A 26,124-nucleotide genomic window follows, 5' to 3' on the forward strand; every position below is an offset into this window, starting at 1 on the left:
GAAAGCGAAAGACAGCGAAAGAACGAGAAAGACACCGCGCAGTGTTTCAAAAACCTTTCAGATTTTCGTGAAGCGCATTGCGATTCCGATCGCCGGTGCGCCGATTATGCAAAGTGTCGCCAATTCGCACGCGCATTAAACGACTGAACGAAAGGCCGATCCGCGCATACCTCCCACCGGAGGCGTCAGGGTTGCGACACCGGCATCTGACGGGTTGCACATAACCGCTCCACGTTTGAACGAATCGACCGGAGAAGCCTGCCGGACGGGCCTTTGCTCGCGATCGTGCTTGCGTGCCCCTTCACCCCGCCCTAATATGTGCCGCCGCGCGCAAGCCGTATCCACGACCTTCGTCCGCCGCCGTTGGCGCATGGCTTGCTTGCGCGTTTCGTCAGCATTGCGATCGATAGCGGGCATGGTCGTCAACGAGCTGTGTGCTATAAAGCGTTCGTCAAACCGTCCACCATACTTACAGGCCCTACCACTGAATCGTCATGGGAAAAGCACTCATCATCGCCGAGAAGCCGTCGGTCGCGAACGACATCGCACGCGCGCTGGGCGGCTTTACCAAGCATGACGAGTATTTCGAGAGCGACGACTACGTCATCTCGTCGGCTGTCGGCCATTTGCTCGAAATCGCCGCGCCCGAAGAATACGACGTCAAACGCGGTAAATGGAGTTTCGCGAATTTGCCGGTGATTCCGCCGCATTTCGATCTGAATCCGATCGCAAAGAGCGAATCACGGCTCAAGGTCCTGACGCGCCTGATCAAACGAAAGGACGTCGATGCCCTCATCAACGCATGTGACGCGGGGCGTGAAGGCGAGCTGATTTTCCGTCTGATCGTTCAGCACGCGAAGGCCAAGCAACCCGTGCAGCGCCTGTGGCTCCAGTCGATGACGCCTCAGTCGATCCGCGAGGGCTTCGCGAGCCTGCGTTCCGACAACGACATGCTGCCGCTTGCCGATGCCGCCCGTTGCCGTTCCGAAGCCGACTGGCTGGTCGGTATCAACGGCACGCGTGCGATGACCGCGTTCAACAGCAAGGGCGGTGGCTTCTTCCTGACGACGGTCGGTCGCGTGCAAACGCCGACGTTGTCGATCGTCGTCGAACGGGAAGAGAAGATCCGCCGTTTCGTGGCGCGCGACTATTGGGAAGTGCGCGCGAATTTCGTCTGCGCGGCCGGCTTCTATGAAGCGCGCTGGTTCGATCCGAAATTCAAGCGCGACGAGTTCGACCCGGAAAAGCGCGATTCGCGGCTCTGGAGCCTTGCCGCAGCTGAGTCTGTCGTCGCGGCATGCCGTGACAAGCAGGGCATTGTCACCGAAGAGTCCAAGCCGTCGACCCAGATGTCGCCGCTGCTGTTCGACTTGACGAGCCTGCAGCGCGAGGCCAATGGCCGTTTCGGATTCTCGGCGAAGAACACATTGGGCCTTGCCCAGGCGCTGTACGAAAAGCACAAGGTGCTCACGTACCCGCGGACGGATTCGCGCGCGCTGCCCGAAGACTATCTCGACACCGTCAAGGGCACGCTCGAGATGCTCAAGGGCTCGAACAACTATCTGCCGTTCGCCAAGCAGGCGCTCGACAAGGGTTGGGTCAAGCCGAACAAGCGCATCTTCGACAACTCGAAGATCAGCGATCACTTCGCCATCATCCCGACGCTGCAGGAACCGAAGAATCTGTCCGAACCGGAACAGAAGCTGTACGACCTGGTGGTCAAGCGCTTCCTGGCGGTGTTCTTCCCGGCGGCCGAGTTCCTCGTCACGACGCGGATCACGGAAGTCGTCGGTCATTTCTTCAAGACCGAGGGCAAGGTCCTCGTCAACCCGGGCTGGCTGCAGATTTACGGCCGCGACGCAGCGGGAGACGATGCGAACCTCGTGCCGGTGGCCAAGGACGAGAAGGTCCGCACCGAGTCGATTGCGGCGCATGGCCTCGTGACCAAGCCGCCTGCACGCTATAACGAAGCCACGCTGCTGTCGGCGATGGAAGGCGCGGGCAAGCTCGTCGAAGACGAAGAGCTGCGCGAGGCGATGGGCGCGAAGGGGCTGGGCACACCGGCAACGCGAGCGGCCATCATCGAAGGCCTGCTCGCCGAAAAGTACCTGCTGCGTGAAGGCCGCGAGCTGATTCCGACGGCCAAAGCATTTCAATTGATGACATTGCTGCGCGGCCTCGGGGTCGAGGAACTGACCGCACCCGAGCTGACGGGCGAGTGGGAACACAAGCTCGCGCAGATGGAACGCGGCATGCTGCCTCGTGATGCGTTTATGCGCGAGATCGCGCAAATGACGCAGACCATCGTGAAACGCGCAAAGGAATACGACTCCGATACGATCCCCGGCGACTACGCGACGCTCGAGACGCCATGCCCGCACTGTGGCGGCCAGGTGAAGGAGAACTACCGGCGCTTCGCCTGCACGAAGTGCGAGTTCTCGATCACCAAGGTGCCTGCGGGTCGCCAGTTCGAGATCCCCGAAGTCGAGGAGCTGCTGACCAAGAAGGAAATCGGTCCGCTGTCGGGCTTCCGCAGCAAGATGGGTCGCCCGTTCTCGGCGATTCTCAAGTTGTCGTTCGACGACGAGATCAGCAACTTCAAGCTTGAATTCGACTTTGGCCAGGATCAGGGCGGCGAAGACGGCGAAGCGCCGGATTTCTCGACCCAGGAGCCCGTTGGCCAATGTCCGAAGTGCGGCGGCCGGGTGTTCGAGCTCGGCATGAGCTACGTCTGCGAGAACTCGACGACCAGCCCGAAGAGCTGCGACTTCCGTTCGGGCAAGGTCATCCTGCAGCAGGAGATGACGCGCGAGCAGATGGCCAAGCTGCTGAACGAAGGACGCACGGATCTGCTGACGGGATTCAAGTCGTCGCGTACCGGCCGCAACTTCAAGGCATTCCTCGTCAAGCAGAAGGATGGCTCGATCGGCTTCGAGTTCGAGAAGAAGGAGCCGAAGCCCGGCAAGGATGGCGCAGCGGTAAAAACGGCCGGTAAGGGCAAAGCCGCGAAGTCTTCGGGTGCCGATGAGAGCGATTCGGGCGACGTCGTGACGCAGGAGGCCGAGGGCAGCGCCGCCGCTCCGGCTCGCAAGACTGCGGCCAGCAAGACGGGAGCAAGCAAGACGGCCGCAAGCAAGTCTCCGGCGGGCAAGACCGCCGCAAAAACCGCGACGAAGACCACCGCCAAGGCGGCGACCAAGACGGCAGGCTCCAAAACGGCTGCCACGAAGGTTGCTGCGAAGAAGGCCACCGAGTCGGACGACGACCCGTTCTGACGCGGTAACGGAAGGACGCACGCGACGGCACATTCCCCGTCGCGTGCGATGTCACTGTTGCACATCGACCTGTTTCGGCGCCTGCGCTTCGCTTGTGCGATGCCGCATGCCAGCTCCCCTTTCCTCCGCATTCCTGATCGATCTTCCGATCGAGAAACTTGCACCATCGCCTGACTAACTGTTACAACTACAGCGATGGCGCGCACGGACACGCGCGGGTTCTATCGTGTTCAATGTCGGGACCTGCCCGCCTCTCGAATCCAAGCGATGATGAAAATAGCGATTCTCGACGACTATCAGGACGCGGTCCGCAAGCTCAGTTGCTTCTCGTTGCTGGCCGACCATGACGTCAAAGTGTTCAACAACACGGTCCGTGGCATCGGCCAGTTGTCGAGCCGCCTCGCCGAGACTGAAGCCCTGGTGCTGATTCGCGAGCGCACGCGCGTGACCGCGCAACTGCTCGACAAACTTCCCAAGCTTCGCGTGATTTCGCAGACCGGCCGCGTCGGAAGCGGGCACATCGATATCGAAGCCTGCACTGAGCGTGGCATCGTCGTGCTCGAAGGCAAGGGCTCACCGGTCGCACCCGCTGAACTGACGTGGGCGCTGATCATGGCCGCACAGCGTCGCATTCCGCAATATGTCGCTAACCTCAAGCAGGGCGCATGGCAGCAATCGGGGCTGAAGACGTCATCGATGCCCGCGAATTTCGGTCTGGGTCACGTGCTGCGTGGGCAGACGCTCGGCATCTGGGGATATGGAAAGATCGGCCAGCTTGTCGCGGGCTATGGGCGCGCATTCGGCATGAAGGTGCTGGTCTGGGGCCGCGAGCATTCGCTGGCTGCCGCGCGCAAGGACGGCTACGACGTAGCGGACAGTCGCGAGGGCCTGTTCCGTGAGGCCGACGTGCTGACCGTTCATCTGCGTCTTCACGACGACACGAAAGCGATCATCAGCCGTCACGATCTGCTTCAAATGAAGCCCACGGCGTTGTTCGTCAACACGAGCCGTGCCGAGTTGCTCGAGGAGAATGCGATCGTCAGCGCGCTGACTGAAGGTCGTCCCGGCATGGTGGCGGTCGACGTGTTCGAAAGCGAGCCGATCCTGCAGGGGCACAGCCTGCTGCGCATGGAGAACGCCGTGTGCACGCCGCATATCGGGTATGTCGAGCACGAAAGCTACGAGCTGTACTTCAGCCTCGCGTTCCAGAACATCCTCGACTATCTCGACGGGAAAACCGACAGCGCGGTCAATCCCGATGCACTGAGCAAGCATCGCCGCACACGGACGTAGTGCCGGCGCGTGCTAAGCGTGTAAGCGTAGTGGGTACATATTGCCGATTGACGCGAATGAGGCGATGCGTGCGTCGCCGCAGATTGTGCAAGGCCGTGTGACTTCCCGCCGTTGCGATGTGCCGCATTGAAGACGCGGGACCTCGCTCAACGATACGACATCGCCGTGATACTCAGGCAATGATCCATCAACGCGTGATGGCCGACGCAATGAAATCCGGTGCGCGTTCGATAAAGACGTCACCGTCGCGACGTCCGAGGTCGTACGCGTGCTGCATCTGTTGCGGGCTCGTGTAGTCCCAGCTCGAGATGGGCACCTTGCTTGACGGCTGCACATACAGACGATGCTGCAGCTCGTGATTGATCACGAACATCTGCGGACGCGGATAGCGCCGCGTCACCATGACGAGCACCATGCCCGGTGATTCGTCGAGCCCGTCGACGGGCACGTTGTCGACCATTCCCCCATCGAGCACAGGCCGTCCGTCGCGACGTAGGACCGGCGTGAATGGCGGCGTGCATGCCGACTGCAGCATGAGATCGGCGAGATCTTCAACCGTCGCGCAATCTTGCGCGCGAATAAACTCACGATGGAATCCGATATTGCGGCCGAGCGTCGGATGCAGCGTTTTGCGGATGTGCTTCTCGATGTTGTAGGCGATCAGCGCTGTGACGACGCCCGAGCGTGCGCCGAGCCAGCGCGGCAGATGCGAGATACCGACCCGGATATCGGGCGCGCGCTTGAGCGCGTCGAAATGCTCACCATAGATATCGAGCAGCGCCTGCCGGTAGATTTTGTAATGCGGAAATACGGGCTTGCCCGGGGCAAGGAGATTGCCCCAATAGAAGTTCTTCTTGTTGTGCCGGAGCGCCTCGAGGTAATAGTTCATGACCCACTTCGAGTCGCGCGTGAACAGCATGCAGGCGGTCGCGGCTCCCGCCGAGATGCCCGAGATCACACGCGGCTTGAGGTCGAACCGTGCCGATACGACATCCCAGAAGCCGGCCTGCCACCAGCAGCGGTTGCCGCCGCCGGCAAAAACGACTTGATCGAACATCCCTTGCAGTCTCGACAATGGTGAATGAGGGCGCGAAGCATCACGACGCGCGATGCCCAACGATACCGCGTCAGCCTTGATTTGACGGGAGAGGACGACCTCTATCGAAACTTTCTCAAGATTTTTTTCGAAAGGGGGTAGCGCACGTAAAAAAAGTCGTGCTATAGTTCGACCTCTGTTGGGGCGTTAGCTCAGTTGGTAGAGCAGCGGACTCTTAATCCGTAGGTCGAGTGTTCGAGTCACTCACGCCCCACCACCCAATTAGAAAGGCCGCTCAGCGAAAGCTGAGCGGCCTTTTGCTTTTGCGCGACGTAGTGCGTTGCATGTGACGGACGCGAGTCGCCGCGGCGCGATATGCGTATCGACGTCGATGAAGGGGCGCCTATACCGTCCCTACTGTACGTCGACTGTCGCGGCTGCCTCAACACCGTTCACCACCTCTCGCAAGAACCGGTCAAGCAAAACGACTTCTCCTTCCGGTCGCTTGTATTCGCGATCATGCTCGGCGTCGGCCAACATGCTCTCGATCAAAGCGTGGATCGCCGGACGGCGCGGTCCGTATTCGCCTTCCGTCGCTTGCATCTTCAACGCGAGCAATGCGTCGACTTCCGCGAGCAGTTCAGGATCGTGGACGGTTGCCGCGACCAGATCCGCGAATCGCATCGGCGGCATGCCCAGCCCGGCATCGATCCAGCGAACGGCCAGCAAAGGCCGTAGAACGTACAGATACTTCTTGTACCGGACGGTCTCGTCCTTCAAATAGCCGCGGAAGTTCTTTTTCGCCATCGACAGGTAGTGGTGACGACCTCTCAGCGGAGAAAAGAATGCCGTCGCGAGTTCGCGCAAGCGAGGCGCCCACGACGCATCTTCCCGATACGTCACCGGCGAATCGAGCCACTCGAGCAACGTCGGGTTCGATCGATGCAGCAGCTGAAGCGCCTTTCGTAGCTCCCAGCCGCTGACGTCGAGCACGTCGTCGATCGGCCGCTCGATCACGTCGCGTTGAGGTTCGACACGCAAGTACCAATCCCGCCGATGGACATAGACGAACCGCACGTCATAGTCGCTATCCGGCGACGCAAAGCCCCATCCGCGACTCCCCGATTCGCAAGCGAACAACACCCGAACATCGTGTTGCCGCTCGACGGTCCTGAGTTCCTCCATCACACGTTCACGCACAGCGGGATCGATCGGGTGCGCACTGCGCACCGTCGTCCGTTCTTCCCGTTTCATTTCAAACTCCCCGATGCAATCAGCCGGCGGTGCAATGATTGAATTGCAACCGCCGGCACAACCTGTTTCCTACGTCGGCTTGATGCTCACTAGACCGTTCAGCACCTGGTCGAGTCCCCCGAACACCGAAATGCGATCGATACGCTCCGCAATACGTTCAAGGGTTTCGAGCTCCTTGAGTCGAAGCGCGGTCGGGTTTTCTTCCATGACCTTGGCAGTGTTCAGCAGAGAGCGCGTCGCCGCAGTCTCTTCGCGGCGGCGGATCACATTGGCCTGAGCCGCTTTCTCCGCCTCCACAACCTGCGCAAGGATCGTCTTCATGTCACCCGGCAGCGTGATGTCCTTCACACCGACACTGCGCACGTCCACACCGGTGCCCTCCATACGGGCTCGCACCTGTTCGATCACGCTTTCGTCGATGACCTGCTTGTTCTCGAGCAGTTCGTCGAGCGAACGCGTTCCCACGGCCGAGCGCAGCGCGAACTGCAACTCGCGATAGAGATGATCGACCGGTTTTTGCAGCTGTCCGAATGCGCGCAGTACATCGACGTAGCTCCAGCTCGCCGCCAGCGTGAGGCGCAGCGTGACCTTGTCGCGGGTCAGAATCTCCTGTCCCGATACTTCGAGCGCCTGCAGGCGCTTATCGACCAGATCCACCGACACGTCGCGCCCATAACGCCAGAAGCCCGACACGCCCGGTTCGAGCAAGCGCTCCACCTTGCCGTCGACCTTGAGCACACCGACGTTGTAGGCCGGCACGTGCGCAAGCAGCACACCCGCAAGCCCAGTTGTCGCCCGAGTGCGCAGCGCCGGCAGTTGCAGTTGCGTCACCAGATCCTGCGGCAGCGCAAATCCGGCGCGCAGGTCGATCGTCTCGAGACGATGCGCGATTTGCCCTTGCCAGTACAGGCGGCGCGTGCCGGGCGCGAGCACCTCAACGAGCATGTCGTTCTCGTAACGCAGCCCGACCTGGGTGTCGGCCAGATCCATCGGCACAAAGTAGCGCGACACGACGTCCGTCGCCGCGCAACGCAGATACTCGCCCAGCGACGCATCAGCGAGCGGCTCGTCGAGCTGGCACGTCTTGACGGTGAGCCGACCAAACGGATCGAAGGCACGGAACACACCCGGTTCGAGCACCTTCACGAAGTCACCCTCGCTCATCAGCAGGGCGCGCTCGTTCTTCTTCACTACAACGCGGTTCCACATGACATTGTCCTTTTTTTGTTGCCCGCCGGGCACGCGCGCCGGATGGATCGCGGAACGACGCGAACGGGTGGGTGTCGCGAAACGGCTCGCAGCCTTCGAAGCAATGCGCATGCTCTTGCATTGCCGCGTCGACTGCACGTCGTCCGCCTGCCCAGCCGGTCACGCGGGACCGAAACCGATCCGACGCGCGACGGGCCTTTCGGCCCGCGCCAGCGGTGACTACCTGAATCCCCGGCGGAGACCGGGAGCGCGGGACTCGAACCCGCGAGCCGTCAGCCGAAGCCGTTGGCATTACCTTTCCATTTCTTGCTTGGTCAGTGCACCGGGAATCGAACCCGGATGACGTCGCCAGACGCACTACGATTTGCCTTAGTACCTGCGGGCGGCATGCGCAGCCACGACGCTCCCGGTTCCTCGCATGCAACGTCAGTCGCCGCGGGTTTCGGGTTCGGTGTCAGCGCACCAGCAAGGCTTTGTGAACCTTGGCTCGTGGGCCTGCAGGACATCCGGCGGTTTCCTTATTGCGAGGACCGTGCCAGCGCGGCGTCGATTGCGCGGGGAAGCGGCGCAATCCCTTGCCAGGCTTGGCTCGAGGCAACGAGGCACGTTGACAGGGCCTTGACCGAGGGTGCGCATGACGGTGTGAGGTATCCTCAAATTCTGATACGCTGATATCGCACCCGATATTTGTAGATAAACATGCGAAAGACCGTTGCGATTGGTTTTCTCGGCACTGTGCTCGACCTGGGACGGCGCGCGCGTCGATGGCAAAAGTGGCGCCCTACGGTCAGTCTGTGTACCCAGCCCGACATGCCGGTCGACCGGCTCGAGTTGCTTTACCCGCCGGACTACGACCGATTGGCCAATCGCGTTCGCGAGGACATCGTTGAGTTGTCACCACGCACCGAGGTGCGGCTGACGCCGGTCGAAATCGGTAACCCGTGGGATTTCGAAGAGGTGTACGCGACGCTGCACGATTTCGCTCGCGGCTACGCTTTCGACGTGGACGCGGAGGACTACCTCGTCCACATCACCACGGGCACTCACGTCGCGCAGATCTGCTGGTTTTTGCTCGCCGAGGCCCGCTACCTGCCTGCGCGGCTCGTGCAGACCTCACCACCCGAGCATTCGGACGACGGTCCGAAAGGCCCAGGCGAGATATCGGTCATCGATCTCGATCTGTCACGATACGACCGCATTGCACAACGATTCACGCGCGAACGCGACGAGACCGTTTCCTTCCTGAAAGCAGGCATTGCGACGCGCAATGCCCGGTTCAACGCCTTGATCGAGCAGCTCGAACGCGTCGCCGTGCGATCGCGGGCGCCGATGCTGCTGGTCGGGCCGACCGGAGCGGGCAAATCGTTTCTTGCAAAGCGCATCTACGAACTCAAGCACGCGCGACACAAGCTCGCTGGGCCCTTCGTTGAAATCAACTGTGCGACGCTGCGTGGCGATGCGGCCATGTCGACGTTGTTCGGCCATGTCAAAGGCGCTTTCACAGGAGCACAGAGTGCGCGGGCCGGCCTGCTTCGCGCTGCCGACGCAGGGCTGCTCTTCCTCGATGAAATCGGCGAACTGGGCCTCGACGAGCAAGCGATGTTGCTCAAGGCCATCGAAGAGAAGCGCTTTTTGCCGGTCGGCGCCGACATCGAAGCGACAAGCGATTTCCAGTTGATCGCCGGCACGCATCGCGATTTGCAGCGCATGGTGAGTGCGGGAGCGTTCCGGGAGGACCTCTATGCGCGTATCAATTTGTGGACCTACGACTTGCCGGGCCTCGCTGATCGTCGCGAAGATATTGAACCGAATCTTGACTATGAGCTCGATCGGTTCGTCGAAGCCAATGGCGAACGCGTTCGATTCAATGTGGAAGCCAAACGGCGCTATCTGGATTTTGCGACGTCGACTCACGCGTTGTGGCCGGGCAATTTCCGCGAGTTATCCGCATCTGTTACGCGGATGGCCACGTTGTCGGATGCGGGTCGCATTACCGAAGCCAACGCCGTCGAAGAGGTCACGCGCTTGCGACGTTCGTGGCGGTCCGGCGATACGGAGTCGAGTCGCGTCGCTGTGCTGCTGGGCGAGCGCGCCGCCGAAATCGACTTGTTCGACCGGATGCAGCTCGAACAGGTGCTGCGTGTCTGCGCAGCGGCGACAAGCATTTCCGAAGCCGGACGCGCCTTGTTCGCGGTGTCACGTGCGAACAAGAAGCAGCCGAACGATGCAGACCGGCTGCGCAAGTATCTCGCGCGCTTCGGCGTCGAATGGGACAGCATCGCCTCGCTGCGCTGATAACGCATTACCGCTCTTCGCCAACATGCCCCTTATATTGCCGCCCTGCGCTGATGGCCCCCTTGATTGGCGATCTGCCGTTGCTCGGGCGGGGGTGCGGTGGCTCCCGTCGCCGTCGGGCCGATTAACGATCGAGGTCAGCGATCTGTTGCAGCGACAGTCCCATTTGGCCGCGCAGAAACTTCGCCATCGTCCAATACGGCAGCGCGTGTTCGTCCATCGCGCCAAACGTGTCCCTGTAGAGCGGCAACCAGCGCAAGGCGGCCTCGATGCGCTGTTCGCGTGTCGCCTCCTGCCTGTGCTCGCCGTAGGGAAGGCTTCGATGGTGAATAAAGAAACGACCGGGCAAGCGCTCTTCACAAAGCGTTTTGTATTCGCGCGTTTGCAGGATCAGGTAGTGCCAGACGTCGTCGATCTCTTGCTCGACAGGCAGGAACTGCCCGCGCAGCGACGCTGGGTGAGCCGAGACGAGGTAGAGATACCGGAGGCACTCGATGATCCGGTGTTCCGCATCTGCGCTATCGGTCTCGCTTTGTTGCGCGACATGCAGCACGGTTTCTTGATAGAGACGAGGGCACACGAGCGACCTGAGTGTCTTGATCGACACAAGACCTGGCGACGGGCAGCGCGATGCGGCGTCATTCATGGAAATCGTTGACCCCGGGGGGCTCCGCGGCGGATAGAAGATGGGTACAGTCTTGACCCGCTGACCCGCTGACCCGCTGACCCGCTGACCCGCTGACCCGCTGACCCGCGGGCTCGTCGGCAGCGTTGTCGCACGCGAGATTCGCTTCAGCGACGTCCTCACCCGGCCACGCACAATCTAGTGTGGCCGTGATGAGGTGCAGGGCCCGCTGAATCAGTTCGCGCCTTCGGTGCCTTTGTACGGCCACTCGTCGGGATCGACGCAACCTTGTTTCGCCGTGGTCTTGCTTCCGTTCGTAAGCGTTGCAACCTCCGGCGAATTGGCCGCCACCCACTTGTTCCAGTTGAGATCGCCGGCGATGTCCTTGATCAAGTCCTTCATAGGAACTCCGTTACGTTGAAAGGAGCAGGTTCGGCTCTTCGACACGGACGAAGTTCGGATGGGAGGCGCAGCTTGATCGGTTCAAGCAAATCGAGGTCACGGCCACGTTTGAACGGCTTTGACCTCACGAATCGCATGCCCACTTCGGAATAGCGTGTGATACTCCACGCACATTAAAACCCCATAAAAATCGCGACCTCGCCGCCTGGTGCCCGAGGATCGACAGGAGACAAGACTGTGCATGCGTTCACACTGTCCGAGCCTATCGGCATCATCGGCCTCGTGCTTGTTGCGGGCCTCTGGGCCGGGCTTCAAAACGCGCTTGCGGGCGGTGGGTCCTTCGTGACGTTGCCGGCGCTGATCGTCGCGGGCATGTCGCCGCTCGCGGCCAATATCACATCGACCGTTGCGCTGTTCCCGGGGCAGCTCGCGAGTGGTGTCGCCGGACGCAAGCTCGTGACGGGTGCCGAACATCTGTCGTTTCTGACGTTATTCGTGATCAGCCTTGCGGGTGGCGCGCTCGGTGGATTGCTTCTGCTCAAGACACCGTCGACGCTCTTCGCCCATCTGGTGCCCTGGCTCGTGCTGTTCGCGACTGTGGTGTTCACGTGGGGCAGCTTCTTTCGCAAGTCGGGCGAGTCTGCGGTCCATCTCGGGCGGTACGGTGCGATGACCGCTCAGTTTGTCGTCGCGATCTATGGCGGTTATTTCGGAGGTGGGATCGGCTTCCTGATGATGGCGCTGCTAACGATGGCCGGCCTCCCGACTCGCAGCGCAGGTGCAACCAAGAACGCGCTCGCGGGCGTCATGAATGCATCCGCGGTCGTGCTCTTCATTACTTCGAGCCAGCTGCACTGGCGCGAGGCCATCATACTGGGCGCGGGCGCCATCGTCGGTGGCCTGTTCGGTTCGTGGGCCCTGCATCGGGTCAACGAACGCGTCCTGCGGATCGCGATCGTCTGCATCGGCATCGCGTTGACGATCGGTTTGTTTGTGCGCCCCGTCTGATTCAACGGGCACGCAATCGGCTCGCCAAGCCCGCGAAGTGCGCGCTGCGCGCTGCGAACGGCGAGCGTTCACCAACATCACCGGCACTATTGCGCGGCTTTCCCGTTCAAGGCGACCCGGTGCTCACGGTTCGGCATCAGCCTCGCCGCCTCGGCACGCGTTGATCGATGTGCGCTTCAACCGTCAATGCGCAGGATTGATCAGCGCGGTCATGACGTGATCGGTCCACTCGCCGTTGATCTTCAAATAGGACCGTGCGAGCCCTTCCCTCTCAAATCCCAGACTTTGAAGCAATCGGGCGCTGCGTAAATTCTCGGGACGATGATTCGCCATGACGCGGTGCAGGTCATAGCGCGCGAACATCTCGTCGATCGAGCGGCGCACGCCTTCTCGCATATACCCGTGACCTTCGGCGTTCCCGCTGATCGAGAACCCGAGGTGGCACGCCTGGAACGCACCGCGAATGATGTTCGAGAAATTGCAGGTGCCGGTCAGCACGCCCGTTTCACGGTCGATGAACACAAGGTGGACGGCCAGCCCGTCATGCATCTGTGCGACGGTGCCTGCGATACGTGCCTGAGTTGACGGCAACGTATAGAAGTCGTCAGTGCGCAGCGGCTCCCATGGCTGCAGGTGCGCGCGATTGCGCACGTGATAGTCGAGGATGGCCGCCGCGTCGCCGATCGCGATCGGGCGGATCGTCAGCCGCTCGGAAACCACTCCGTCCACAGGAAATTTCAGCATCGAACTCATGACGGCAACGTCGGCGAATGAATGGCGGGGGCGCATTGTGCACCATGTTTCCCGAACCCGCCGCGCTCGCCTCCCGCCGGACCCTCGCCCCCTGTCTGACATCGCGCTGGATACATATCGGTACGTAAGCGCCGTGTGTACACACGCCTCAAATCCCGCTTTTTGCAACACCGCGCAACGCCCGATCGCCCGGAGAGCATTGCCTGGAGCGGGTATACGAGAGGCTGTCCGAATTCACATACTTTGAGAGCACAAATCACGTCGCATGAATACAACGTTCGGCGAAAGCGCTTTCGGCGCTTATTTCCAATTACTGCCTCGGCAGTCGATCAATAATAATATTCTCTGATTATAAGTAACGTGTTTATTATCTACGAGTTATTAAATTTCAAATCGTTTCAAGGCATTGTTTATAAAGGGATCGTGGTTTTAGCGACCTGTTCAATCTGACTATTTTCATCCCGTACATCATCCTTTTACCCTCCGCAAGCTTCTGATTGCACAGCGTTTTCCCTAAGCCAGACGGTGAGTCCCCGCCAAAAATGTGAAACCTATAATTGCGCCGAAATGTGAAAGAGACATTTCGCATGTTCGGACGCTTTGGCGGCTGAGAAATGCCGACATTCGGGGCGCTACCCGCGTTTTAATCATCGAGGAGACGTAATGAAAAAGGTTGTTTTGACCACGTCGCTGCTGGCGATCGCAGCCGCTGCTCAAGCCCAAAGCAGCGTTACGCTGTATGGCCGTATCGACAACGGCTTCCAGTACGAAAACGGCCTGCCCGGCGGCCACAAGTGGAGCTTCGAGAGCGGCGATTGGGGCTGCTCCTGGTTCGGCATGCAAGGTTCTGAAGATATCGGCGGCGGCACGCAGATCATCTTCCAACTGGAAGGCCAGCTGAACACGGCCAACGGCCAACTCGCAGGCGCACTCTTCGGTCGTCACGCAACGATCGGTGCAACGAACGCTGCCTACGGTACGTTCAAGTTGGGTAACCTCGGCGCTGGCGAAATCCAGCAGGATTCGTGGGGTCTCGACCCGCAGCTGATGCAGCGTTATGCAATTTCGACGCTGGTCCGTGGTCGTAACTGGTCGAGCGCAGCGAACGGCTTCGAGTATTCGACGCCGAACCTGTGGGGCCTGACGGTCAAGGGTCAGTATGACGTGACCAACAACTACAACTGGAACCAGGCTTCGTCGCCGACCGGCCAAGGCCGTACCGACGGTATCGAACTGGTTTATGACCTGGGTCCCCTCGAACTGCGCGGCATCTATGACGAAGTCCGCAGCGCCGCAGGCACGTTCGACAACGTCTACGCTCACTCGCGTTCGATCATGGGCGGCGGTACGTACACGCTCGGTCCGGTCAAGATCTACGCTGGCTATCAGCACTTGAACGCTCCGGCAGCAACGGACGCAACGATGAACGTTGGCGTGGTCGGCACGGCGGGTGCGAACCCGGCAGGCGTGACGGCACCGACTTCGGTTGATCACGAATGGGGTGGTGTGGCCTGGCAAGCAACGCCGGCTGCAGCTCTGACGGCCGCTGTGTACCACACGAACGCCAACCACGGTAACGGCAATGCGACGATGTACACGCTCGCAGGCACGTACAACTTGTCGAAGCGCACGTTCGTGTACACGGAATTCGGCTACATCCATAACAGCTCGACGTCGAATATCGACCTCGGCAACGACGGTTATGGCAACAGCACGGATAGCACCGGCGCGATCGTCGGCAACAACCCGGCTTATGGCCACAGCCAGACGGGCGTGTTCGCCGGGATCATGACGGCGTTCTAATCGACGCGCGTTCAGAACTCTCCGCGGTACCTGTAGTGCAATAAGTTGCTAACAACGTAAGCAGTATTCTTGACCAGCTACTCGTAGAAGGGCCGGTGTGACGCTTCCCCAGCGGCGTCCCACCGGTTTTGTTTTTTGTGGGCGCGAACTCTCTGCAGTTCACCAGGCTGTTGCAACGCGTCAAAGGGTTTCTCCCATATTTGAAAGCGCTTGCATGCCCCCTACACTGCGAAGCATGAGTGATCCGACTTCGCGTTCCAGTAACGTCACCCTTGAAGAAATCGCGCGTGCGGCCGGTGTGTCGCCGAGCACGGTTTCGCGCATTCTGAACGGGACGGCTCGCGTTTCTGATGCGAAGCAACAGGCCGTCGAAAAGGCGATCGCGGAATTTCATTACCAGCCGAATGTGCTGGCCCGCAGTCTTGCAAGCGGACGTACGAATACGATCGGTGTCCTCACGCAAGCCATTGCGAGTCCGTTCTACGGAGAATGGCTGCGCGGCATTGAAGACACCTTGCTTGATCCGGGCCTGACGCCCTTGTTCGTCAGCAGTCATTGGAGCCCGGCGGAAGAGGCTGCGCGGCTCGAGCAGCTGCTCGCGCGTCGTGTTGATGGCGTCATCATTCTTCACGGCCAGATCTCGGAAGAGCTGCTCGTACGCTACTCGGCGCGCGCGCCGCTCGTCGTGCTGGGCCGGTCACTCGAGCCGCATCCTTCGCTCGCCTGCCTGCCGATCGACAACGAAACGGGCGCGCGCGACGCGACCGCGCATTTGATCGGTCTCGGCCACCGCGACATCGCATTTGTCGCGGGCCCGCCTGATCACGGCGATTCAACCGAGCGCTTCGTCGGATATCAGGCGGCACTGGCGGCTGCGGGCATTGCGTTCGACGAGTCGCTCGTCGTCGAGGCCGATTTCACGGAAGCCGGCGGTTTTCGCGCCATGGAGCGCCTGTTCGAAACGGCTCCCCAGCTGACGGCGGTGTTCTGCTCGAATGACCAGATGGCCTATGGCGCGCGCCTCGCGCTGTACCGGCGCGGCCTGCGGGTGCCTGAAGACATTTCCCTCGTGGGCTTCGACGATCTGCCAACGTCCATCTATATGACGCCGCCGTTGACCACCGTGCGTCAGCCGACCTATGAGATCGGCTGTCTCGCTGCGCGCGCGGTGGTGCAGCTGATCCGGGGCGAGACGGTGACGATGGACCCCGTGCCGCTGACACTGGAAATACGCGAAACCACGCAGCGCCGCAACGCGGTCGACACACTCGATCGGACACCTGACGAAATCGCAGGATAAGGGGATCGTTTTTTTTGCCTGCGCATGAATGCGCTTTCATGGAGAAAGGTAGCAAGACAACAAAATCACCGATCGGCATTGAGATTTTGGCCGACAGGGGTCGTACCGAATTGTTGAGGGCGGAAAACGGTGCATACAATCACCCTCCGATTTCCATCTTCAACACGGCCGCAAAAGCGCCGACGAGGAATCTGTCCAGACCTGAGTGACTAGGCACGACAGGCCCTCCAGGCTCTTCCAAGCGCGGCCGGCAGGCGATGTGTGTGCTTTTCCGGAAGTTTCCGGGAGGCGTATGCGGAACCTGGGGCACGAACCCTGGCCACGAATCGTTTCGATCTCCGGTCAGGCGCACCGCTCAGAGAAGGCGGACATCGGTACGCGGGCCGCGAACCGGTTTCTGCCGGCGCTGCGAGCCTCGCGACGTTATTGCGCACCGTACAGGCGCAACCGATCGTTAACCGGAAAAGGGCATGCTGTCAGGGCTGTCCAGTATCGAAATCAGGAGACGTAAAAGATGGGCGAACTCGTACTACGCAACGTCGAAAAGTCATACGGCGAAGGGCCGAAAGTCATCCAGGGAGTCAACCTCGAGATCCCGGATGGTCAGTTCACCGTATTTGTCGGGCCGTCTGGCTGCGGCAAATCGACGATGCTTCGCATGATCGCGGGCCTCGAAACCGTGACGGGTGGCGACGTCTTTATTGATGGTCAACGGGTGAACGACTTGCCGCCGGCCGATCGCGGCATTTCGATGGTGTTTCAGAACTACGCGTTGTATCCGCACATGACCGTGGCCGAAAACATGGGCTTTTCGCTCAAGTTGTCGGGTGCATCGAAGAAGGAGATCCAGGATGCAGTCGGCCGCGCGGCCGAGATTCTGCAGATCGGTCACCTGCTCGAACGCAAGCCGAAGGCCCTGTCGGGCGGGCAACGCCAGCGCGTGGCCATTGGCCGCGCGATCGTGCGCAAGCCGCGCGTGTTCCTGTTCGACGAACCGCTGTCGAACCTCGACGCCGCGCTGCGCGTGCAGATGCGTATCGAGCTCGCGAAGCTGCACCGCGATCTCGGCACCACGATGATTTACGTGACGCACGACCAGGTTGAAGCGATGACGCTCGGCGAGCAGATCGTCGTGTTCAACAAGGGCAATATCGAGCAGGTCGGTGCGCCGCTCGAGCTGTACGACCGTCCGGCGAACAAGTTTGTGGGCGGCTTCCTCGGCTCGCCGCAGATGAATATGTTGCCGGCCAAGCTCGTCTCGCAGAGCGAATCGGGTGCGGTGATTGCCCTCGCGAGCGGTGCGGGTCAGATCACGCTGCCGGGCCTTGCGCAGGGTTCGCTCGCGGGCGACCTCACGCTCGGCGTGCGCCCTGAGCACTTGAGTGTCGTGCCGGCGGGCCAGGGTTTTGCGGCCAAGGTCGAGCTGCTCGAGCACCTCGGTGATGTATCGATCCTGCATGCGCGTATCGACGGCGTGTCGAAGCCGATCGCGATCAAGGTCGACAAGAAGGATGCAGGTTTGCCCACGGGCACGCCGATTGGTATCAGCGCGGTGCCCGACGCGGCCGTGCTGTTCGATTCGGCCGAGCGTGCAGTGAAGTTCGATCGCGGCGATTCGCGGCGAGCGGCGTGATGTAGCGGGAAAAGCTTCGCGCAGTGCATGCCCCGGTACGTCCGAGGCATGCGGCGCGCGGAGCGAGCGTTCGGCAGCAGTCGTTTCTGGCTGCTCGAGCGGGTGCGCCGGACATCCCGGCGCACTTCGCAAGCACCCCTGCAGAGCGACGCAGCGCACTCGCTGTGATGAGAAGTCGGGTCGATCAGCATGGATGCATTGAGCAGGGTTGAGTCGAGGTTCGCGTGACGGATGCCGGTACCAGCCACTAGGGAACGAAAGATGGAAAAGCGAGTTTCAAAGACAGTCTTCAAGGCCAAGGCCTGTGAATTTCTACGGCATGTCGAAACGTTGGGCGAGACGGTCATCGTGACCGATCGCGGCGAGCCGACGGTCGAAATCCGGCCCTATCGCCGGCTTCAGAAAAGTCCGCTCGACGTGCTGCGCGCGTCGATCGTCCACTTCAATGGACTGGATGAACAGCCCGTGGCGGGTGAAGCAACAGCGACTGGCATCGAGAGCGGTGAATGATCACGTTGGACACGCATGCGCTGGTCTGCTGGCTCAGCGGCAGACGCACGCTGAGCAAAGCCGCGCGTGAAGCGATCGAAAAAGAGCTGAACGGCGGCGAGATCCTGATTTCGTCGATCAGTGCACTGGAAGTGGCCGACCTCGTCGAAGGCGGCAAGCTCGTGTTGTCGATGGACACGCCCAGCTGGCTCGCGACCGTGGCGTCGATCGAGGGCGTCCGGATTGTCCCGGTGGATGCCGAGATCGCCTTTCGGGCCGCGCGCCTGTCGCCGACGCTGCCATCGAATCAACGCATCATCGTCGCGACCGCCCGGACGTTCGGCGGACCGCTCGTGACGCAGAACGCCAAGGTGCGGGCGCTGACCCACGTCGAAACCATCTGGTAGTTCGTTCCCGATGCGCGCGGGCTCCCGTCGCGCGCGCCCCCTGTTCTGCGTTCACTGCGATGCCGGCCCGCCATGGCATTCCGCGCGTCCGCTCAAACCCCTTCAGTTATTAAGCAATGTGTCGTTAGTCGGAATAACGGCCGATACGCTTTGACCGTTGCTATTGTGTTGAATTAAACAAATACCGGGCTCGATCCTCGCGTGACTGCCGGCATCTCTGCCAAACTGACGCTTTCGTCGAGGCTTGCCGGCCCGAATCCCGCACGCAACGCAATTCATTTGCACGCAACGGTTTAGCGTCAATTCGACCGATCTTTACCGCGCGACAATGAATTGAATGGATATGTCATCCGTTGTCCGGCGGAAAACGTTTGCACTTCTATTGAGTGGAATCGGCAGAATTCGTCGGCTTCTGTGCCGCGGGAGTATCAAGTGGGTCAGACTCACAAATTTGTAAAGTTGCTCCGGTTGTCGGGCTTTACGCCGATGGCCATCGCGATGTTCGTGCTGGGAACGGCGCTTTCGTTCACCGCACCGTATGTTTCGCTGTACGGCGTGAATCACGCCCATATGAGCCCGGGAAAACTGGGCTTCTTCATGACGATGATGGCCATCTCGGGTGTCGTCATCAGCCGCTATCTCGGCAAGCGCTCGGATGCAGCGCCCAATCGCCGGCCTTACGTGCTCGTCGCAAATCTGGCTGCCGTGATCGGTTACGGTGGTCTCGGCCTGACGAGTAATTACTGGCTGATTCTCGTGCTGGGCTGCGTGTTCCTGGGGATCGCCGCCGCCATCCTCCCGCAGATGTTCGCTTTCTCGAAGACCGCGCTCGCGTTCTCCGACAGCGAAGAGGAAGACCTCGGACAGGCGGGGCTGCGTACGCTCGTGTCGATCGCCTGGGTATTCGGCCCCTCGATCGGCGCCATTCTGCTGAGCCTGCTCGACTTCGACGGCCTGTTCGGTATCGCCGCGGGCTGTTTCGCGCTGGCCGGGCTCCTGGTATTCCGTGCGAAGACGCAGCCGGCGTCCGCTTCGCACCCTGTGCATACACCGCCGGCCATGCCGCTCGACAGCGGGCTACCGGAACTGACGCTGCCCGAGCACCCGGCTGCAGCCGACGCGCCTTTGCGTCGCAACCCGCCCGCCGTCGCATCGCGCGCGTCGACGGCCACCATCGCGCAGTCGGCATCGCGGCCGGTCGCCACGAGCACAAAGACGTCTGCGCACGGCACCATGGCCGGTGTCAAAGCCGGCGGCCAATCGCTCATGAAGCGCTTCGGCGTCGACACCACGATCCTGCTCGCCTTCACGGCGTTCACCTTCGTGGGTATGTCGGGCGCAGCCGTGATGATTGCGCTGCCCATCTATATGGTCAACGTGCTGCATGGCAATAGTCACCAGGTCGCCATGATGTTCGGCTGGGGTGCGTTGCTCGAAGTGCCGATCATGCTCGGCTTCGGGCTGAGCTCGAAACGGCTGCCCAAAAGCAAGCTGATTGCTGCGGGTGCGTTGATTCACGTCATCTATTTCATCGGCATCATGCTCGCCGACAGCGCCGAGCATCTGATACCGCTACAGGCCGCCAATGCGGTCGTCGTGTCGGTTTTCTCGTGCCTGGGCATGCAGTACTTCCAGGAATTGATGCCGAACGAGCCCGGCAGCGCGACGACGTTGTTCTTTAATACGAACCGGGTCGGTGCGATTGTCGCGGGCGTATTGACGGGCTGGATAGCGGGAATGTTCAGCTACTGGCACGTATTCATCATGTGTGCCGTGCTGTCGAGCATTGCGTTCGTGATGCTCGTCTATCTGGCGCGGCAGGACGCGCGGGTGCGAGGCAAGGCGGGCGCTGCAAAGCTGGCACGCTGAAGCCCCCGCTTCACATCTCCGATCATTTGCGCTCAAGCGCAAACGCCACAAGCCCGAATCAATCGGGCGAGCGAACCCCGGTCCGATAATCGGACCGGCGTGGGCGGGCTACTTTCAGATCAAAGCAGGGTAATCGCCGTTATTGGCGAATAAAGGCGTCTGTCGTCCAGAGGCCTTCGGTATCCCCGTTGGTGGCGCCGACGAATTCGACGTCGTGTCCGATCACCTTGATCGCGCGGAATTCGCTTTCCTGCGGCGTGTTGACGCAGTCATAACCGGTGAAGTATTGCTGGGCCTGTCCGTGTTCCCCGGCTTGTTCGTGCTGAAACGCCGAATCGAACTTGTCTTTGGAAAGACAGCCATATGATCCCGGTTTGAAATGAAAGCTCTGCGCCGGTGCGACCCCGTCCGCATGGGCAAGTGCGCCGAAGCCCATCAAGGCGGGCGTGGCAACGATGACCGAAATCACTGCTTGCTTGAGTTTCATATTTTGTCTCCGTGCGAACGCATACTCAGATGAGCTATGTACTTAATTCCATTTCCCGTGTCCGCAATCTTTATGCTAGGTGAATTAATTCGTTAAACAAGGAATTTATTTGTGCGAACGCAGCACGAAAATCCGCCAGTTCTGTAAGTCGCTCAATACCGCTATTTGCTGGCTTGATGAGCGCGATATCAGATTATTGTGCGAAGCCGCAATATCAGGGATTTCCTGATGAGTTAATGACGTGATTAATTTGATTTTGCTGCGAGCGCAAATAAGCTGCCTGAGCAGAGGACGCCAAGGCTGGAAGCGGCATTCAGGGCGGACCTGTGGCTAAAACGCATAATCCGTACAACTCCCGATGGGCGCTGCCGGTGCGCCGCACTACATTTCGAAGCGCGGGGAGACCACCTGTTTGAAGCGTAATAACGACAAGACGGCGCGCACAAAAAAACGCCCGGCGCTTGGCGCCGGGCTCAAACTCACCGGGTAGTAGAGACACACACTGCTAGGCTCAAAACTCCCGAGCCGATTCTCTATTCGCAAGACATATGCCCGCTCGTTCCGAGCGCGGTTTTTTTATTTCTCCGTTTCGGTATCCCCAATGAAATTGCCTCGTGGAAATCGCACTGGCAGTGCGTTTGCGCCACAAGGTGGCCAAACGAAGATCAATTCACGATGACGATCGGGCTCGTCGCGGAGAGATTCGCTTCAAGCTTGGCGCTGTCAAAACGACAATTCATTGGAACGGGTTACTCGGCAGGGTCGAAATGCCATTTGGCGAATGTTCAATGGCAGAGGTTAATGAGCGCGCTTCATTGGCAAACCCGAAGTTCTGGCGTTCCGCACCAATGAGCTAAGCCGCCGGTCCTTTCGAGGGGAGATGAGCATCGGGCGCATCGTCGGTCCGGGCGAGAACGAGCACCGCGACCAGAATCATCACGCCACCGAGCAATCGAATTGGCGTCATCGCTTCCCCAAATGCCAGCCAGGCGAGCGCGATCGTGACGACGGGTTCGAGCGTCGACAGCATCGCTGCGTTGACCGGTCCGATTCGGGCCAGCCCGGCGAAGAAGCAAAGAATCGGAATCACCGTCGACACCAGCGCGACCGCCGCGACCGCAAGCCAACCGCCGGTGGAATGGGGCCAGGTTGCGCCGCGCGCCGCGACAAATGCGCCGAATACGACTGCCGCCGCCCCGCAGACGATCGTCGAGACCTGTGCCGGTGAAACGCGGGAGAGCACCCGTGTCCCGACCAGGATGTAGACCGAGTAAATCAGCGCTGCGCCGATCGCTAGCGCGACCCCCAGCAGGTTCACCTCCCCCACCTTGCCGATCGTCACCGCCAGGCCCCCGAGCGCCAGCGCGAGTGCCACCAGCTTGGTCGCCCGAAGTTTTTCGTGGAGGAATATAGCCGCAAGCACCGTCACGATTGCCGGATAAGAATAGAGCAGCAGCGCGACGAGCCCGGGCGAGATATAGCGCAAGGCCGAGAAATAGCAGAACGACTGGCCCGCATAGCCGAGCGCGCCCATGCCCGTCACGATCAAGAGCTCCCGGCCCCGCGGAAAAGATTGGCGGCGCGCGACGGCCAGCCCGACAAATACCAGCGCCGCAAGACCGAAACGAAGAAACAGCAGCGTCATCACGTCGACGCCCGCGGCATAGGCGAATCGCGCAAAGATGGCCAGCGCGCCAAACGCGCTGGCGGAGAAAAGAATGTAGAGCATGGCAGCGAAGCAGAAGCGGTCGGCGCAGCGTATCAGGAAGTCGACGCGGAGGAGTCGGATGCGCAACCAACCGGTTCGGGGGCCGCGGCCAGCGCCATTCACACATGACTGACCGGATGGTTCCGGCGTCATCAATCCGGGTTACGCTTGCGCATCCCATCTGCCCGGACGCGCATTCGCGTGAGGAACCACCCCATGCTGTTGGTCGAAACGCTGTTTGTGCTGCTGGTCGTCGGCTGGTACGTCGTGTTCCGCTGGCTGCCGGCCTGGCGCTGGCTCACCGTGTCCGCCGGAGCCGTGTGCATCGTGGCGGTGCTGTCCGGCTGGCTGCCTTCGCATCTGCTCGAGCGGCTCCGCGTCGCGGAGATCCGGCCATTGCCGCCGTGTGCGTCGTCGGTATCCATTGTCGTGCTCGGAGGTGGGACCCGCTTCGATGATGATCTCAACCAATACGTGCCGCAGCGCGATTCGGAAACCAAAGAACTCACGGCGCGCGCGCTCTATGAGCGGTGCAAAAGTGTGTCGGCCTCGTGCACCCTTTATTTAAGTGGTGGCGATCCTCAGAAGCACGGTATCCCCGAGGCCGAAGCTTTCCACCGCGACATGCTCGCGCTGGGCATTCCCGAACGCGACATGCGCGTCGAAGGCAAGAGTCTCAACACCTACCAGAACGCGAAATTCACCACACCGATGCTCGGCGCATTGGGCTCGACGCAGGTCTATCTGGTGACGACGCCGTATCACATGCGTCGCGCGCTCGCGATGTTCGGTCGCTTCGGCGTCGATCCGATCGCTGTCGAATCGCCCTTGTCGCCCCCGCGCGCCCACGACTTGCTGCGACCGATTCGACCGCTGCTCGAAAATGTCCGGTTCACGGTGATCGGCACGCATGAGTGGCTTGGCCTGTTACAGCTCAAGGTGTACTCAGCATTGGGCTGGTACTAGGCTCACCACGTCATCCGGAGCGACACAGTCCGCGTGGATATCACGCCCAGTTCCATGGCGTGATCTGCGCAAAAGTTTGCATTTGGCTAACATCGTTGTGCTGGCCGGCGGGCAGCTCTGCCCCGCCGGCCATTTTTTTTGCACCCGTTTCCCAAGAACCTGGGGCTGCCAATGTCTGATGTCCTGTCGCAAGGCCAAGCCGACCACGCGATGCGGAACTGGTCTCATCCCGGGCCAGGCCGCGTCAAGATCGGATCTCGCGAGCATCTGAACATGTTCTGCGACATGCTGCTCGAGACGCACAACCCCTATAAGCCTGCTGTCATCGATTGGCCGACGTTGTCGCCCGAGGCATTACAGCGCGTCACGTCGTTGCCCATCTGGAACATCGCTGTCCAGAAAGAGGGCAGCGCCTCGATCAGCGTGGAGACGTTTGCGAATACTGTCGACGACCCCTTGCTCCGGCGCGCGCTCGAGATGGACGGCAATGAGGAACTGCGCCACAAGGCTGTGCTGTCGAAGCTCGTCGAGGCATACGGTATTACGCTTGAGCCCGAACCGGACTATCCGGCGCCCAAGGACCCGGAGTGGGGCTGGATGGCGATCGGCTATGGCGAGTGCATCGACAGTTTTTTTGCGTTCGGACTCTTTGAAGTCGCGCGACGTTCGGGCTACTTTCCGCCCGAGCTGATCGAAACGTTCGAGCCTGTCATTCAGGAAGAGGGACGCCATATCCTGTTCTTCGTGAACTGGGCCGCGTGGTATCGCCGGAACATGCCGTGGTGGCGACGCCCGTGGTTCGTGGTCAAGACGGCAGCCGTCTGGGTTCATCTGATCTGGGAGCGCATCGGTCTCGCGAAGGGGCTCGACGCGGATGGCGCGGTGCAGGATACGAATTTCACCGTCAACGGAACAGGTGCGGTCGGTGTGCAACTGAGCCCGGCGCAGATGATCGATCTCTGTCTCGAGGAGAACGAGCGCCGGATGGCCGGGTACGACCGGCGGTTGCTGCGGCCGCGCATCGTGCCATTCATGGCGCGACTGGCGCGCAGGTTCCTCAAGTAGCGACCCCGGGGCCGCCGAACGTGCGTGCTGCGTCCCCCGGTGAGGGTCGGGCCTCGCGCTTCCCGATGAGGCTCGGGCCTCGCGCGTCCCGTGCGCCGAAGGTTGGCTGAGGCCCGCTTCTTGCTGATCACGAAGCGAGTCGGATGGATCCGCGGTCCGTGCATGACGTGCGTGCTGCGATGAGGTTCATCATCGCCCCTCCGACGAGGTTTCGACCTACCGGAGGATGGATCATGACAAGAAGCACGACCCGAAGTGTCGGGCACGTCGCCGCACGTGCCATCGTCTCAGGCCTGATTGTCACATCGGGCTTTGCCAGTGCGGTCGCCGCGTATGCCGACGACACGCCGAGCCCGTGTGCGGCGCTCAAACGCATTGTCTCGGCGGCGCCGCAGGGATTTGAAACATTGGGACCCAACGACGGAAGGGCCGTCGCTCAGCCCTATGGCAGCGACGCGTCGTGCACGGGTTCGCACGATACCTATGAGTGTCAGTGGTCACCGAACCCCGGCGCCGGATCGGTCGCCGATGCGCTGCAGGCTGTCGCGGCGGATATCGCGTCATGCCTGCCCGCTGCGACGCATGATCAGAACACGCCGGGGCTGCAGCACTTTTACATCGGACCGAAAGGCTCCCGGACGGAGATCTCTGCAACGACGGCCGGTGGCACGAAGCTCAAGATCATCGTGTCGGGCAAGTGAGGCTCGGCCCCGCCGTGACGCCGAAAGCGTTGTGACGTTAGCCTCGGTCGACGCGGGCCGGAAGCTCCGTCCCCGCCTCGACAGGCAATGCGTTCAAGCGAGACATCGTCCTACCGATGGTGCCAATGATCGCCGTAGTTCGAGATGCCGATGCCGACGCTGACCGATGGCTCAGGTGCGGGGTAGTAGGCCGGGGCGGGCTCATAGTAGCCGGGTCCCGGCCCGTAAGCGGGTCCATATGCGTATTGCGGCGGTCCTTCGGCGACACATCCTCCTAGCAGACCCACTACACTCGCTGCGGCTGAAATGACGAGGATCGTTTTCATGATCGTTCTCCCTTTCCATATCCTGTCAGGCAGCACGGGGGATGCCCGCGAAAGACGGTGATGGAACACAGGTGTAACGATGTGAAAGGTCAGACGTAAGGTGTGCCGATGGGAGCGTGCCGGTACGCAGGCGTGCCGTGCATGGGGCGCTTCATCCTCAGCGTTGGGTGACGCGTTACGCATCCGGAGATTGCGACACCACCATAGGTTGGGCGATGGA

General features: G+C 60.9%; 23 protein-coding genes and 1 tRNA gene. 15 read left to right on the forward strand and 9 right to left on the reverse strand.

The features are described from left to right. Positions 1 to 494: 494 nt before the first annotated feature. On the forward strand, positions 495 to 3,275 hold the full coding sequence (locus ACMFWR_RS01835) for a DNA topoisomerase III (RefSeq protein ID WP_413193352.1): 2,781 nt from the start codon (positions 495 to 497) through the stop codon (positions 3,273 to 3,275). 270 nt (positions 3,276 to 3,545) lie between these two features. Further along, positions 3,546 to 4,568, forward strand: a complete 1,023-nt coding sequence (locus ACMFWR_RS01840; RefSeq protein WP_413194735.1) for a D-2-hydroxyacid dehydrogenase family protein — start codon at positions 3,546 to 3,548, stop codon at positions 4,566 to 4,568. A 187-nt stretch (positions 4,569 to 4,755) separates the two neighbouring features. Here ACMFWR_RS01840 and ACMFWR_RS01845 read toward each other — a convergent pair whose 3' ends face one another. Further along, on the reverse strand, positions 4,756 to 5,625 hold the full coding sequence (locus ACMFWR_RS01845) for a patatin-like phospholipase family protein (protein WP_413193353.1): 870 nt from the start codon (positions 5,623 to 5,625) through the stop codon (positions 4,756 to 4,758). A 180-nt stretch (positions 5,626 to 5,805) separates the two neighbouring features. On the opposite strand from ACMFWR_RS01845, the gene ACMFWR_RS01850 reads away from it, so the two are divergent. Then, positions 5,806 to 5,881, forward strand: a tRNA-Lys gene (locus tag ACMFWR_RS01850). 137 nt (positions 5,882 to 6,018) lie between these two features. Here ACMFWR_RS01850 and ACMFWR_RS01855 read toward each other — a convergent pair. Both ACMFWR_RS01855 and ACMFWR_RS01860 read right to left on the reverse strand, forming a co-directional pair. After that, positions 6,019 to 6,858 carry a nucleotidyltransferase domain-containing protein gene (locus tag ACMFWR_RS01855; RefSeq protein ID WP_413193354.1) on the reverse strand — a complete coding sequence of 280 codons (840 nt, stop codon included), beginning with the start codon at positions 6,856 to 6,858 and terminating at the stop codon, positions 6,019 to 6,021. Positions 6,859 to 6,927: 69 nt separating this feature from the next. Next, complete coding sequence (locus tag ACMFWR_RS01860; RefSeq protein ID WP_413193355.1) at positions 6,928 to 8,067, reverse strand: slipin family protein; 1,140 nt, start codon at positions 8,065 to 8,067, stop codon at positions 6,928 to 6,930. 699 nt (positions 8,068 to 8,766) lie between these two features. On the opposite strand from ACMFWR_RS01860, the gene rtcR reads away from it, so the two are divergent. Next, positions 8,767 to 10,362 (forward strand): RNA repair transcriptional activator RtcR, encoded by a 1,596-nt coding sequence (gene rtcR, locus ACMFWR_RS01865; protein WP_413193356.1) that lies wholly within the window; start codon positions 8,767 to 8,769, stop codon positions 10,360 to 10,362. Positions 10,363 to 10,486: 124 nt separating this feature from the next. Here the strand turns inward: rtcR and ACMFWR_RS01870 are convergent, their stop codons facing one another. Both ACMFWR_RS01870 and ACMFWR_RS01875 read right to left on the reverse strand, forming a co-directional pair. Beyond that, positions 10,487 to 11,008 carry a hypothetical protein gene (locus ACMFWR_RS01870; protein ID WP_413193357.1) on the reverse strand — a complete coding sequence of 174 codons (522 nt, stop codon included), beginning with the start codon at positions 11,006 to 11,008 and terminating at the stop codon, positions 10,487 to 10,489. Positions 11,009 to 11,221: 213 nt separating this feature from the next. Next, positions 11,222 to 11,389 (reverse strand): hypothetical protein, encoded by a 168-nt coding sequence (locus tag ACMFWR_RS01875; RefSeq protein ID WP_413193358.1) that lies wholly within the window; start codon positions 11,387 to 11,389, stop codon positions 11,222 to 11,224. A 270-nt stretch (positions 11,390 to 11,659) separates the two neighbouring features. On the opposite strand from ACMFWR_RS01875, the gene ACMFWR_RS01880 reads away from it, so the two are divergent. After that, a complete protein-coding gene (locus tag ACMFWR_RS01880) occupies positions 11,660 to 12,397 on the forward strand; it encodes a sulfite exporter TauE/SafE family protein (RefSeq protein WP_413194736.1) in 738 nt (245 codons plus the stop codon). A gap of 183 nt (positions 12,398 to 12,580) precedes the next feature. Here the strand turns inward: ACMFWR_RS01880 and ACMFWR_RS01885 are convergent, their stop codons facing one another. Next, entirely contained in the window at positions 12,581 to 13,141 is a 561-nt protein-coding gene (locus ACMFWR_RS01885) for a GNAT family N-acetyltransferase (protein WP_413193359.1), read from the reverse strand. Positions 13,142 to 13,813: 672 nt separating this feature from the next. Here ACMFWR_RS01885 and ACMFWR_RS01890 point away from each other — a divergent pair. From ACMFWR_RS01890 to ACMFWR_RS01915, 6 genes are all read left to right on the forward strand, one after another. After that, on the forward strand, positions 13,814 to 14,953 hold the full coding sequence (locus tag ACMFWR_RS01890) for a porin (protein WP_413193360.1): 1,140 nt from the start codon (positions 13,814 to 13,816) through the stop codon (positions 14,951 to 14,953). Between the two features lie 235 nt (positions 14,954 to 15,188). Beyond that, complete coding sequence (locus ACMFWR_RS01895; RefSeq protein ID WP_413193361.1) at positions 15,189 to 16,253, forward strand: LacI family DNA-binding transcriptional regulator; 1,065 nt, start codon at positions 15,189 to 15,191, stop codon at positions 16,251 to 16,253. Between the two features lie 514 nt (positions 16,254 to 16,767). After that, entirely contained in the window at positions 16,768 to 17,886 is a 1,119-nt protein-coding gene (locus ACMFWR_RS01900) for an ABC transporter ATP-binding protein (protein WP_413193362.1), read from the forward strand. A 261-nt stretch (positions 17,887 to 18,147) separates the two neighbouring features. Continuing rightward, positions 18,148 to 18,396 (forward strand): type II toxin-antitoxin system Phd/YefM family antitoxin, encoded by a 249-nt coding sequence (locus ACMFWR_RS01905; RefSeq protein ID WP_413193363.1) that lies wholly within the window; start codon positions 18,148 to 18,150, stop codon positions 18,394 to 18,396. Further along, complete coding sequence (locus ACMFWR_RS01910; protein ID WP_413193364.1) at positions 18,393 to 18,782, forward strand: type II toxin-antitoxin system VapC family toxin; 390 nt, start codon at positions 18,393 to 18,395, stop codon at positions 18,780 to 18,782. Before ACMFWR_RS01905 ends, ACMFWR_RS01910 begins: the two co-directional genes overlap by 4 nt. A 432-nt stretch (positions 18,783 to 19,214) precedes the next feature. Next, positions 19,215 to 20,651, forward strand: a complete 1,437-nt coding sequence (locus tag ACMFWR_RS01915) for a sugar efflux transporter (protein ID WP_413193365.1) — start codon at positions 19,215 to 19,217, stop codon at positions 20,649 to 20,651. A 139-nt stretch (positions 20,652 to 20,790) separates the two neighbouring features. On the opposite strand, the gene sap1 is transcribed toward ACMFWR_RS01915, so the two are convergent. After that, positions 20,791 to 21,138 carry a surface attachment protein Sap1 gene (sap1, locus tag ACMFWR_RS01920; protein WP_413193366.1) on the reverse strand — a complete coding sequence of 116 codons (348 nt, stop codon included), beginning with the start codon at positions 21,136 to 21,138 and terminating at the stop codon, positions 20,791 to 20,793. A 614-nt stretch (positions 21,139 to 21,752) separates the two neighbouring features. On the opposite strand from sap1, the gene ACMFWR_RS01925 reads away from it, so the two are divergent. Further along, positions 21,753 to 21,995, forward strand: a complete 243-nt coding sequence (locus ACMFWR_RS01925) for a hypothetical protein (protein WP_413193367.1) — start codon at positions 21,753 to 21,755, stop codon at positions 21,993 to 21,995. Here the strand turns inward: ACMFWR_RS01925 and ACMFWR_RS01930 are convergent. Beyond that, positions 21,992 to 22,867, reverse strand: coding sequence for a DMT family transporter (locus tag ACMFWR_RS01930; RefSeq protein WP_413194737.1), 876 nt, complete (start codon positions 22,865 to 22,867; stop codon positions 21,992 to 21,994). The two genes, ACMFWR_RS01925 and ACMFWR_RS01930, sit on opposite strands and share 4 nt — an antisense overlap. Before the next feature lie 195 nt (positions 22,868 to 23,062). On the opposite strand from ACMFWR_RS01930, the gene ACMFWR_RS01935 reads away from it, so the two are divergent. From ACMFWR_RS01935 to ACMFWR_RS01945, 3 genes are all read left to right on the forward strand, one after another. Next, a complete protein-coding gene (locus tag ACMFWR_RS01935; protein ID WP_413193368.1) occupies positions 23,063 to 23,812 on the forward strand; it encodes a YdcF family protein in 750 nt (249 codons plus the stop codon). Positions 23,813 to 23,983: 171 nt separating this feature from the next. Beyond that, positions 23,984 to 24,877 carry a ferritin-like domain-containing protein gene (locus tag ACMFWR_RS01940; protein ID WP_413193369.1) on the forward strand — a complete coding sequence of 298 codons (894 nt, stop codon included), beginning with the start codon at positions 23,984 to 23,986 and terminating at the stop codon, positions 24,875 to 24,877. Positions 24,878 to 25,110: 233 nt separating this feature from the next. Further along, positions 25,111 to 25,578: a hypothetical protein gene (locus ACMFWR_RS01945; RefSeq protein WP_413193370.1), complete on the forward strand. Its 468-nt coding sequence runs from the start codon at positions 25,111 to 25,113 to the stop codon at positions 25,576 to 25,578. A gap of 110 nt (positions 25,579 to 25,688) precedes the next feature. Here ACMFWR_RS01945 and ACMFWR_RS01950 read toward each other — a convergent pair whose 3' ends face one another. Beyond that, a complete protein-coding gene (locus tag ACMFWR_RS01950) occupies positions 25,689 to 25,904 on the reverse strand; it encodes a hypothetical protein (RefSeq protein ID WP_413193371.1) in 216 nt (71 codons plus the stop codon). Between the last annotated feature and the right edge of the window lie 220 nt (positions 25,905 to 26,124).

The organism is Pararobbsia alpina (assembly GCF_965118125.1).
In the GTDB taxonomy this organism is placed as follows: Bacteria; Pseudomonadota; Gammaproteobacteria; order Burkholderiales; family Burkholderiaceae; genus Pararobbsia; species Pararobbsia alpina_A.

Coding starts and splice junctions, on each gene's coding strand:
- ACMFWR_RS01835 (WP_413193352.1), top strand. CDS start 495: ATGGGAAAAGCACTCATCATCGCCGAGAAGCCGTCGGTCGCGAACGAC.
- ACMFWR_RS01840 (WP_413194735.1), top strand. CDS start 3,546: ATGAAAATAGCGATTCTCGACGACTATCAGGACGCGGTCCGCAAGCTC.
- ACMFWR_RS01845 (WP_413193353.1), bottom strand. CDS start 5,625: ATGTTCGATCAAGTCGTTTTTGCCGGCGGCGGCAACCGCTGCTGGTGG.
- ACMFWR_RS01855 (WP_413193354.1), bottom strand. CDS start 6,858: ATGAAACGGGAAGAACGGACGACGGTGCGCAGTGCGCACCCGATCGAT.
- ACMFWR_RS01860 (WP_413193355.1), bottom strand. CDS start 8,067: ATGTGGAACCGCGTTGTAGTGAAGAAGAACGAGCGCGCCCTGCTGATG.
- rtcR (WP_413193356.1), top strand. CDS start 8,767: ATGCGAAAGACCGTTGCGATTGGTTTTCTCGGCACTGTGCTCGACCTG.
- ACMFWR_RS01870 (WP_413193357.1), bottom strand. CDS start 11,008: ATGAATGACGCCGCATCGCGCTGCCCGTCGCCAGGTCTTGTGTCGATC.
- ACMFWR_RS01875 (WP_413193358.1), bottom strand. CDS start 11,389: ATGAAGGACTTGATCAAGGACATCGCCGGCGATCTCAACTGGAACAAG.
- ACMFWR_RS01885 (WP_413193359.1), bottom strand. CDS start 13,141: ATGCTGAAATTTCCTGTGGACGGAGTGGTTTCCGAGCGGCTGACGATC.
- ACMFWR_RS01890 (WP_413193360.1), top strand. CDS start 13,814: ATGAAAAAGGTTGTTTTGACCACGTCGCTGCTGGCGATCGCAGCCGCT.
- ACMFWR_RS01895 (WP_413193361.1), top strand. CDS start 15,189: ATGAGTGATCCGACTTCGCGTTCCAGTAACGTCACCCTTGAAGAAATC.
- ACMFWR_RS01900 (WP_413193362.1), top strand. CDS start 16,768: ATGGGCGAACTCGTACTACGCAACGTCGAAAAGTCATACGGCGAAGGG.
- ACMFWR_RS01905 (WP_413193363.1), top strand. CDS start 18,148: ATGGAAAAGCGAGTTTCAAAGACAGTCTTCAAGGCCAAGGCCTGTGAA.
- ACMFWR_RS01910 (WP_413193364.1), top strand. CDS start 18,393: ATGATCACGTTGGACACGCATGCGCTGGTCTGCTGGCTCAGCGGCAGA.
- sap1 (WP_413193366.1), bottom strand. CDS start 21,138: ATGAAACTCAAGCAAGCAGTGATTTCGGTCATCGTTGCCACGCCCGCC.
- ACMFWR_RS01930 (WP_413194737.1), bottom strand. CDS start 22,867: ATGCTCTACATTCTTTTCTCCGCCAGCGCGTTTGGCGCGCTGGCCATC.
- ACMFWR_RS01935 (WP_413193368.1), top strand. CDS start 23,063: ATGCTGTTGGTCGAAACGCTGTTTGTGCTGCTGGTCGTCGGCTGGTAC.
- ACMFWR_RS01940 (WP_413193369.1), top strand. CDS start 23,984: ATGTCTGATGTCCTGTCGCAAGGCCAAGCCGACCACGCGATGCGGAAC.
- ACMFWR_RS01945 (WP_413193370.1), top strand. CDS start 25,111: ATGACAAGAAGCACGACCCGAAGTGTCGGGCACGTCGCCGCACGTGCC.
- ACMFWR_RS01950 (WP_413193371.1), bottom strand. CDS start 25,904: ATGAAAACGATCCTCGTCATTTCAGCCGCAGCGAGTGTAGTGGGTCTG.